We start from the raw sequence: 9,770 nt of genomic DNA on the forward strand, positions 1-9,770 counted from the left end.
AACAACTCCGGAATCGTCTCATGCGCTGGATCGCCGCCGTTGCCGCCACCCTCGTCCTCGTCCTGCTGATCGGGGGAACGTGGCTCTACACGCGCCAGAGCGCCGCGGCCGACCCGTTCGAGCCCTGCCGCTCCGGTGCCATCGCCGGTGGTGCCGGCCAGATCGGCGGCCCGTTCGAGCTGGTGAACGCGCAGGGCGAGACAGTGACCGACGAGGACGTGATCACCGAGCCGACGCTGCTTTATTTCGGCTACACCTTCTGCCCTGATGTCTGCCCGCTCGACACCGTGCGCAACGCCGAGGCGGTCGACCTGCTCGAGGCGCAGGGCAAGATGGTGACGCCGGTCTTCATCACCATCGACCCCGAGCGCGACACCCCCGAAGCGGTGGGCGATTTCGCACACAATGTGCACGAGCGGATGATCGGTCTCACCGGGTCGCCCGAGCAGATCCAGGCCGCGAGCCAGGCCTACCGGACCTACTACAAGAAGCAGGATGCCGAGGACGAGTTCTACCTCGTCGATCACTCGACCTTCACCTACCTCGTGCTCCCGGAACACGGCTTCGTCGAGTACTTCCGCCGCGACAAGTCGCCGGAGGACGTTGCGACGGCGGCGGCCTGCTTCATCGACCGGATGTAACAACTGCGACAAGTCGGTTTGACCCTTCCCACCCCGCGGGATATTTAAATCAGTGGGATAAGTAGGGTTGAGGGAACGCACGTGTCGGAACACAAGATCGAAGACCTTGGCGACGATCGCTCGCTGCTCCTTGTCGACGATGACGAGCCCTTCCTGAGGCGCCTCGCCAAGGCGATGGAAAAGCGCGGCTTCGAGGTCGAGACCGCCGACTCCGTCGCCGGCGGCCGCGCCATCGCCACCGCCCGCCCGCCGGCCTATGCGGTGGTTGACCTGCGGCTCGAGGACGGCAACGGGCTCGACGTGGTCGAGGTGCTGCGCGAACGCCGCCCCGACAGCCGCATCGTGGTGCTGACAGGCTATGGCGCCATCGCCACCGCGGTCGCCGCGGTCAAGATCGGCGCGACCGACTACCTTTCGAAGCCCGCCGACGCCACCGACATCACCAATGCGCTGCTGTCCAAGGGCGACGATCTGCCGCCGCCGCCGGAAAACCCCATGAGCGCCGACCGGGTGCGCTGGGAGCACATCCAGCGGGTCTACGAGCTTTGCGACCGCAACGTCTCGGAAACCGCGCGCCGGCTCAACATGCACCGCCGCACCCTGCAGCGCATCCTCGCCAAGCGCTCGCCGCGCTGAGCGATCTGCCTGCGCTGAGCTGTATCGCGGCCGGCGCCGCGCTCAGAGGTCGTAGCGCTTGAGCACCTTGTCGACGACCTGCCCGTTGGCCATCACATAGCCGCGAATGGCGCCGTAATCCTCGAAGCCGCGGCTCTGGTAGTAGATCAGCCCCCCCTCGTTGTCGGCGCGGATCTCGGCATTGATCCATGTATAGCCTGCGGCCCGCGCCGCCCGCGCGGTGGCCTCGAAGAGCTTCGAGCCGATGCCGAGGCCGGTCTTGCCGATGCGGGAGAAGGTGGCGATCTGGCCCACGGTCTCGCCATGCTCGAGATGCGGCTCGATCCACTGGAACCCCATCAGCGCGCCCGCCGCATCCTCGGCCACGTGCCAGATCGAGCGCGGATCGGCCTCCATCCGGCTCAGCAGATCTTCGCGGCTGACCGGGTCGGTGATCGCGGTGGTGCCGCCGGCCTCGATGATCTCGTTGAGCATCTCGGCCATCTGGCGGGCATCGAGCGGGGCGGCGCGGCGGGTGGTGATGGTCATGGCAGCTGCTCCAGAAGTTCGGCGTGGCGCGCGGTGAAGGCGTGGCGGGCCTCGACCGGCGGGCGCAGGTGAATGTCGAGCCCTTGCATCAGCGCATCGTCGGGCCGGCCGAAGAACTTTTTCGCCTCGGCCTCGGTGAACCCCGCGATCTGCGTCGCCTCCATGTAGGCCGAGACCATGTCGGCCTTCTTGATGCGTTTCTTGAGCGTCACCGGGCAGAGCGCCGGCAGGCCGAAGCGGATGTGGATCGCCGCCTCGAGCCGCTTGTCGAGCTCCTTGTATTCCGGCCCCACCGCCGCCTTCACCGGCGAGATCATGTCGCCGATGACGTATTCCGGCGCGTCATGCAGCAGGGCTGTGAGCTGCTGCGCGGGCGTGGCATTGGGGTACATGCGCGAGAACAGCGCCTCGACCAGCAGCGAGTGTTCGGCCACCGAATAGGGAAAGTCCCCCTCGGTCTGCCCGTTCCAGCGCGCCACGAAGGCGAGCCCGTGGGCGATGTCCTCGATTTCGATATCCACCGGCGTCGGGTCGAGCAGGTCGAGCCTGCGGCCCGAGAGCATCCGTTGCCATGCGCGGCTCTGTTTCGGCATGAGTCAGACCTCCAGAGGGTCGCAGCTATAGACGTGGTTGCTGTGCAGCTTGCCGCGATGGGCATAGCCCAGCCCGCGGAAGGTGCGGCGAATCCAGGCCTCCTGCCGGAAATACTCCAGCACGAGGATCGGCTTCGAGCGGTGCACGATATGCCAGGCCCCGCGCAGCGCCTGCTTTTCATGGCCCTCGACATCGAGTTGCAGGATCGAAACCTTGCGCGTCAGAGGCACCGTATAGTCGAGCATCACCGCCGAAACAGACTCGATCCCGTCACCCGGCTCCTCGACGAAATGCGACAGCCCGCCGAGCGAGCGCCCCTCGGCGTCGCGGGTACGGAACAGCACCGCGCCATCGCGGTTCGACAGCGCGGCATTGGTCAGCTCGACATTGGCGAGCCCGTTGAGCGCGACGGTCTTGCGCGCGGCGGCGAAATTGCCCGGGTTCGGCTCGAAGGCCCAGAGCTTGCGCCCCTCGGCCAGTCCGGTCGACAGCGCCGGCAGGAAATCCCCGAAGAAGGTTCCCGCGTGGATGATGTCGCCGTCGCCCGCGTGCTGCCGCATGAAGCGCAGCGTGTCCGGCTCGTAGGCGCGCCCGGCGATCACCGCGCGGGCGGCGGGCCGGTCCTCGAGCCCCTCGGGCACGCAGTAGCGCCCGTACTCGTTCGAGGGATAGACCCCACCGGCCTCGTCCATGTGCTGCGCTCCGCCTGCTGTCCGCTTTCGTCGCGGCATCGTTATGGTTCTATTGGTGCCAATTTCTGATCCACGTTGCCGGGCATTTCAAGGGATGCTACCTCCCCTCCAAACCCGTATTGCAGGATTGGAGCGCCGGAACATGGCTGAAGACTATATCGTCAAGGACATCGCGCTGGCCGAGTTCGGCCGCAAGGAACTGGATATCGCCGAGACCGAGATGCCGGGCCTGATGGCCTGCCGCGCCGAGTTCGGCGAAGAGCAGCCGCTCAAGGGCGCCCGGATCGTCGGCTCGCTGCACATGACGATCCAGACCGCCGTGCTGATCGAGACCCTTACCGCGCTGGGCGCCGATGTGCGCTGGGCGTCGTGCAACATCTTCTCGACGCAGGACCACGCCGCGGCAGCCATCGCCGCGGGCGGCACGCCGGTCTTTGCCGTCAAGGGCCAGACCCTGACCGAGCACTGGGATTACCTCGACCGCTCGTTCCAGTTCCCCGAGGGTGCCAACATGATCCTCGACGATGGCGGCGACGCCACGCTCTACATCCTGCTGGGCGCGCGCGCCGAGGCGGGCGAGGATCTGGGCGTGCCGACCTCGGAAGAGGAAGAGGTCATCCACGCGCAGATCAAATCGCGCATGGAACAGAGCCCGGGCTGGTTCACCAAGACCCGCGAGGCGATCATGGGCGTCTCGGAAGAGACCACCACCGGCGTGCACCGTCTTTATGACCTGCAGAAGAAGGGCCTGCTGCCGTTCCCGGCGATCAACGTGAACGACAGCGTCACCAAGTCGAAATTCGACAACAAGTACGGCTGCAAGGAATCCCTCGTCGACGGCATCCGGCGCGCCACCGACACCATGATGGCCGGCAAGGTCGCCGTGGTCTGCGGCTATGGCGACGTGGGCAAGGGCTCGGCGGCGTCGCTGCGCGGCGCAGGCGCCCGCGTCAAGGTCACCGAGGCCGACCCGATCTGCGCGCTGCAGGCGGCGATGGACGGCTTCGAGGTGGTCCTGCTGGAAGACGTCGTCTCGAGCGCCGACATCTTCATCACCACCACCGGCAACAAGGACGTGATCCGCATCGAGCACATGCGCGAGATGAAGGACATGGCCATCGTCGGCAATATCGGCCACTTCGACAACGAGATCCAGGTCGCCTCGCTCAAGAACCACAAGTGGACCAACATCAAGGACCAGGTGGACATGATCGAGATGTCCTCGGGCGCCCGCATCATCCTGCTCTCCGAAGGCCGCCTGCTGAACCTCGGCAACGCCACCGGCCACCCGAGCTTCGTGATGTCGGCCTCGTTCACCAACCAGGTGCTGGCGCAGATCGAGCTATTCAAGAACGGCGACCAGTACGAGAACAAGGTCTACATCCTGCCCAAGCATCTCGACGAGAAGGTCGCGCGCCTGCACCTCGATCGCATTGGCGTGAAGCTGACCACGCTTTCGGCCGAGCAGGCCGCCTATATCGGCGTGACACCGGAAGGCCCGTTCAAGCCGGAACACTACCGCTACTGATCACCCGGCGGGCAGGTTTGCCCGTCCGAGACCCAGAGACGCCCCGCCACCCGTGCGGGGCGTCTTCTGTTCTGGCCCTTGCTTATTTGCGTGATAGATCAGGGACGTGTCGCATTGCGGCAGGAACAGAGACGGAAAGGACGGGGATCATGCGGATCATCATTCACGGTGTCGGCGCCATCGGGGGCGTCGTCGGCGCGGCGCTGGTCGAAGCGGGCCAAGAGGTGCTGGGAATCGCGCGGGGCCGGATGCTCGAGGCGATCCGCGCGCGTGGCCTGACGATGATCTCGCCCAAGGGGCGCGTGACGGTCGATCTGCCCTGCGTGGCGACGCCTTCCGAGATCACGTTCCGCCCGGACGATGTCGTGCTGCTCTGCGTGAAGGGGCAGGACACCGAGTCGGCGCTGGCCGATCTGCGCGCCGCCGGCATGACTGATCAGCCGCTGTTCTGCCTGCAGAACGGCACCGCTAACGAGCGCACCGCGCTGCGCTATTTCCCCAATGTGCATGGCGTCACCGTGATGATGCCGGCGACCTATCTCGAGCCCGGCGAGGTCATCACCCACGGCGCGCCCTGTTACGGCCTGTTCGAGATCGGCCGCTACCCGCAAGGCTCTGACGCGGACGATGCGGCGCTGAAAGAGGCTCTGGACAAGGCCAATATCGCCACCTTCGTCTCCGAGGCGGTGATGGAGGCGAAATACGGCAAGCTGTTGATGAACCTTGGCAACATCGTTGACGCCATGCTGCCGCTCGACGCCGACAAGCCGCGCTTCACCGACCGGCTGAAGGACGAGGCAAGGGCGGTGTTCAAAGCGTCGGGGATCGCGTGGCGCGACACCGGGCTCGACGATCCGCGCCGAAAGGAATTCATGCAGATCACCGAGATCGACGGCACGCCGCGCTCGGGCAGCTCGACCCGTCAGAGCATCGCGCGCGGGGCCGGCAGCGTCGAGACCGACTACCTCAACGGCGAGGTGGCGCTGCTGGGCCGACTGCACGGGCAGGATGCCCCGCTGAACGCTCGGATGACCGAACTGGCCGCGCGCATGATCGCCGGCGGTAAGGGGGCCGGCGAGATGTCGGAAGACGAGATGGAGCAGGTCTTTTCGGCCTGAGCGGCGCGTCAGGCTCTCGCCAAAGGAGAGCCTTGGTGAAAATTAATGGCGCAATATGAGGGGTTTGGCGTCGTTACCAAACCGACACCGGACGGCCATGTTCGCGTTACCAGAGGTCGGTAGCTCGGGCGCATTCATACACTCATAAGGATGTGAAGAATGCGCCTTTCGCTTTCCGTTCTCGCGCTGGCCGGTGTGCTGGCCGCCCCCGTCATCGCCGAAGAGAGCTTCCCCGCGACCCTCGCCGGCCACGCCTACCTGCCGGCCCTGTCGCTGGTCGAGCCGCCGGCGGATGCGCCGCGCGACCTGTGGATCTCGGGCAAGTACACCTCGGGCGCCCGCAACGATCAGCCGATGACCGTCATGGGCAACACGGGCGGAAATTACGGCGCACATGACACCGGCATCTCGCTGCCGTTCATCGGCCAGCCGGTGCAGGGCATGTCGGGCTTTGCCATGACCCGTGCCGAGGATGGCAGCTGGTACACGCTCACCGACAACGGCTTCGGCTCGAAGCGCAACTCGCCTGACGCGATGCTGTTCTTCCACAAGATGGCACCGGATTTCGACAACGGCACCGTCGAGCGCCGCGAGACCGTGTTCCTCAGCGACCCCGACGGCAAGGTCCCGTTCCGCATCGCCTATGAGGGCACCGAGACCCGCTACCTGACCGGCGCCGATTTCGACCTCGAGTCGATCCAGGTGCTGGGCGACGAGGTGTTCATCGGCGACGAATTCGGCCCCTACATCATCCGCGCCACGCTCGACGGCGTGGTCAAGGAGGTCTACGCCACCGAGTTTGACGGAAAGACCCTGACTGGCCCCGACACCTACAGCGTCTACGTTCCCGCCACCGCTGGCACCGACTACCAGGTGCAGCGCTCGGGCGGTTACGAGGGCATGGCGCTGCAGCCGGGCACCGACATGCTCTGGGCGATGCTCGAGAAGCCGATCCTGCTTGAAGGCGGCGAGACCGAGGGCCCGTTCCTGCGCGTCATCCAGTTCGACCCGAAAGCGGGCGAATGGACCGGCGAGAGCGTGAAGTTCGCGCTGGCCGAGGGCGCCACCGCGATCGGCGACTTCAACTTCATCGACGAGACCCGCGCGCTGGTCATCGAGCGCGACAATGGCGAGGGCGACGCCGCGAATGCCTGCGCCGAGGGCGCGACCGACACCTCCGACTGCTACCCGAACCCGGCGCAGGTCAAGAACGTGGTGCTGGTCGACATGTCCGACACCGACGAGGATGGCTACATCCGCCGCATCGGCCATATCGATCTGCTCGACATCGCCGATCCCGATGGCGTCGCGATCGAAGGGCTGTCGCCGGCGGAGGGCAGCTTTACCTTCCCGTTCTTCACCATCGAGGATGTCGCCCGCGTCGACGAGACCCACATCATGGTCGCCAACGACAACAACCTGCCCTTCTCGGGCGGCCGTGTGCCCGGTGAAGCCGCCCATAACGAGTTCATCCTGCTGTCGGTGCCGGAGCTTCTGGGCGCCGAGTAAGCGGTCCGCCACCCGATCGGCGAGCGGGCGCCTGCGGGCGCCCGCTTCGCGTTTCAGGCCGTCACGCCTCCGGACGCGCGCGGGTTGCACGCGTCGGGATCGTCGAGGCCTTATTCCCGAGTAAATTACTTGACAATTGCCACGCGGAGCCGCTAGGGCAAGCGCAGGCGCCAGCTGAAACAAATCGGACGTCCCTCTGTCCGCCGTTTCGCCAGCCAGTTTTCCTATTTCGAAAACCACATCGGTCATCCGCGCTTCGACCCGCTACAGGCGGTCGTTTCGCGTAGGGCCGTCCGGTCGGTTCGACTGCCGAGGCAGCCGCGCCGGTCCGGGGCAGGGACAAGGACGGACACAATGAAACCTCGAGCATTCTACCGGAATGCCACCGCCATCTCGCTGGCGCTCGCGGCGATGACGACTGGCGCGGCGGCACAGGACGCCGCCGTAAGCGACACCCATTACCTCGGCCGCATCGTGCTGGGCTATTCCGAGGATGGAACCCCGGTCTACGCCGGCGAGAACATCTCGCGGCTTGAAGGCAGCGCGGTCACCGCGCAGGGCGGCACCGCCACCATTGACGACGTGCTGCGGCAGGTGCCCGGCGTGCAGACCCGCCTCAACCCGGGTCAGCCCGGCGTCGCGGTCTCGATCCGCGGTCAGCAGGGGCAGGGCCGCGTGGCGATGACCGTCGAGGGCGTGCCGCAGAACTTCCGCTTCAACGGCCACGCCTCGGAGGGCTACGCCAATTTCGATCCGCTCTTCCTGCAGGGCATCGATGTCACCCGGGGCGCAGTGCTGACCGCCGGCGGCAGCGGCTCGGCGGGCGCGGTGGATTTCCGGCTGATCGACGCCGAGGACATCGTCGACGGCTACGGCGCCGGCGGCCGCGTCAGGCTCACCTATGGCGACAATGGCGACAATTTCGGCCGCATGGCGGCGGCAGGCTACGTCGATGAGCGCGTCTCGCTGCTTGGCGCCTATGCCCGCACCACCGCCGATGCCTTCGAGGATGGCGCCGGGAACACCGTCGACAACACCGACCGCGACCTCGACAGCTACCTGCTGCGCGGCGCCTACCAGTTGACCGAGACCCAGAGCCTCGAGTTTCTGGCAACCCGGATGAACGCCGATTACGCGTCGAACTCCTATTACCAGGAGATGACCTCGGACATCTACAAGCTGAGCTATCATCTCGACCACAGCCCCGCGATCAACCTGACCGCCAATCTCTACCGGGCGGTCACTGACAACGAGTATACCGGCTCGATCACCGGCACCGGCTCCTATGTCGGGCGCCAGATGGAGACCATCACCACCGGCATCGACGTCACCAACGTGAGTGACTTCATGCTCGGCGGCTGGAGCGTGACCTCGACCAACGGGTTCGAGTATATCGAGGATGTGCTCGGCGGCGCCGAGGGCGGCGCCAACCCGACCTATGGCGAGTCGAAGAAGCTTGGCATCTTCACCGAGAACGTGTTCAGCAACGGCCCGTGGGAGATCATGGCCGGGCTGCGCTACAGCGATTACAGCCTGCACGGTCGGCTCGACAACGAGCTGCAATCGGGCGACGTGGATATCGACGACAGCTCGATCGACCCCAAGATCAGCATCGCCTATCAGGTCAATGACTGGCTGCAGCCCTATGTCTCGTACTCGCGCAGCACCCGGTCGCCGTCGCTGCAGGAGACCCTGCAGGAGAGCTTCCACGGCTACGGCTTCTTCAACCTCTATCTCGGGCCGAACCCGGACCTCGAGACCGAGACCTCGGAAGGCGGCGAGATCGGTGTGAACATCGCCAAGCAGAACCTCTTCACCGCGGGCGACAACCTCACCGCGCGGATCGCCTATTACAAGATGAACGTCGACAACTACGTGGCCTATGTCCAGGAGGATGGCTTTACCTCGGTCGGGCCGACCACGCTGGCCTTCTACGACAACATCCCCGGCACCACGGTCACGCAGGGCATCGAGATCGAGGCGGCCTACGATACCGAGCTGTGGTCGGCGGCGATGTCCTACACCAATTCCGACTCGACCCCGCCCTCGGGCTACGACGACTACGAGCTGCAGCCGCCCGAGACCTTCTCGGCCACTGTGGCGCGGCGCTTCCTGAACGGCGATCTGACGACCGGTGCGACCTACAGCTACACCGCCGCCGGCGAGTCGCTCGACAGCGAGTCCGACAGTGATGACTACGGGCTCTGGGACGTGTTCGCCAGCTACGAAGCGATGGACAACCTCTTCGTCTCGGCCAAGGTCTCGAACCTCACCGACGAGGAATACGCCCCCTGGGCTTCCTCCGGGAACGGGCCCGGCCGGACCTACTACGTGGGTCTCGAACTGACCTTCTGATCTCCCGCGGAAGACACTGGATCGCCTTCCGGACGGCACGCCGGGAGCGCATCGAGGCAGTCTCGCACCACCCCTCTTCCCTCGGGGCCGGTGCGGGCTTGCAGGTTACAGGCAGGAAACGGGAGAGGGGCGCCGGAAGGCGCCCCTCTTGGTTGCATGGGGGTATCGG

At 65.8% G+C, this 9,770-nt stretch carries 9 protein-coding genes; 6 read left to right on the plus strand and 3 right to left on the minus strand.

Annotated elements, in window-relative coordinates:
* Positions 1 to 20 precede the first annotated feature (20 nt).
* Positions 21 to 641 carry an SCO family protein gene (locus R2601_RS07190; protein ID WP_007795790.1) on the plus strand — a complete coding sequence of 207 codons (621 nt, stop codon included), beginning with the start codon at positions 21 to 23 and terminating at the stop codon, positions 639 to 641.
* A gap of 81 nt (positions 642 to 722) precedes the next feature.
* The gene (locus tag R2601_RS07195; protein ID WP_007795793.1) at positions 723 to 1,277 is read left to right on the plus strand and encodes an ActR/PrrA/RegA family redox response regulator transcription factor; all 555 of its coding nucleotides are present in this window, start codon (positions 723 to 725) and stop codon (positions 1,275 to 1,277) included.
* Positions 1,278 to 1,319: 42 nt separating this feature from the next.
* On the opposite strand, the gene R2601_RS07200 is transcribed toward R2601_RS07195, so the two are convergent.
* From R2601_RS07200 to R2601_RS07210, 3 genes are read right to left on the minus strand one after another with little or no spacing between them, the layout of a single operon-like run.
* Entirely contained in the window at positions 1,320 to 1,805 is a 486-nt protein-coding gene (locus tag R2601_RS07200; RefSeq protein ID WP_007795796.1) for a GNAT family N-acetyltransferase, read from the minus strand.
* Complete coding sequence (locus R2601_RS07205; protein ID WP_040544466.1) at positions 1,802 to 2,398, minus strand: HD domain-containing protein; 597 nt, start codon at positions 2,396 to 2,398, stop codon at positions 1,802 to 1,804. Before R2601_RS07205 ends, R2601_RS07200 begins: the two co-directional genes overlap by 4 nt.
* A gap of 3 nt (positions 2,399 to 2,401) precedes the next feature.
* Positions 2,402 to 3,091, minus strand: coding sequence for an FkbM family methyltransferase (locus R2601_RS07210; RefSeq protein WP_007795803.1), 690 nt, complete (start codon positions 3,089 to 3,091; stop codon positions 2,402 to 2,404).
* Positions 3,092 to 3,233: 142 nt separating this feature from the next.
* On the opposite strand from R2601_RS07210, the gene ahcY reads away from it, so the two are divergent.
* From ahcY to R2601_RS07230, 4 genes are all read left to right on the plus strand, one after another.
* Positions 3,234 to 4,619: an adenosylhomocysteinase gene (ahcY, locus tag R2601_RS07215; protein ID WP_007795805.1), complete on the plus strand. Its 1,386-nt coding sequence runs from the start codon at positions 3,234 to 3,236 to the stop codon at positions 4,617 to 4,619.
* A 149-nt stretch (positions 4,620 to 4,768) separates the two neighbouring features.
* Positions 4,769 to 5,737, plus strand: coding sequence for a ketopantoate reductase family protein (locus R2601_RS07220; RefSeq protein WP_007795807.1), 969 nt, complete (start codon positions 4,769 to 4,771; stop codon positions 5,735 to 5,737).
* 159 nt (positions 5,738 to 5,896) lie between these two features.
* Complete coding sequence (locus R2601_RS07225; protein WP_007795809.1) at positions 5,897 to 7,246, plus strand: esterase-like activity of phytase family protein; 1,350 nt, start codon at positions 5,897 to 5,899, stop codon at positions 7,244 to 7,246.
* Positions 7,247 to 7,600: 354 nt separating this feature from the next.
* Complete coding sequence (locus tag R2601_RS07230; protein ID WP_007795812.1) at positions 7,601 to 9,601, plus strand: TonB-dependent receptor domain-containing protein; 2,001 nt, start codon at positions 7,601 to 7,603, stop codon at positions 9,599 to 9,601.
* Positions 9,602 to 9,770: the final 169 nt, after the last annotated feature.

Origin of the sequence: Salipiger bermudensis HTCC2601, from assembly GCF_000153725.1 — a bacterium.
Lineage (GTDB): Bacteria > Pseudomonadota > Alphaproteobacteria > Rhodobacterales > Rhodobacteraceae > Salipiger > Salipiger bermudensis.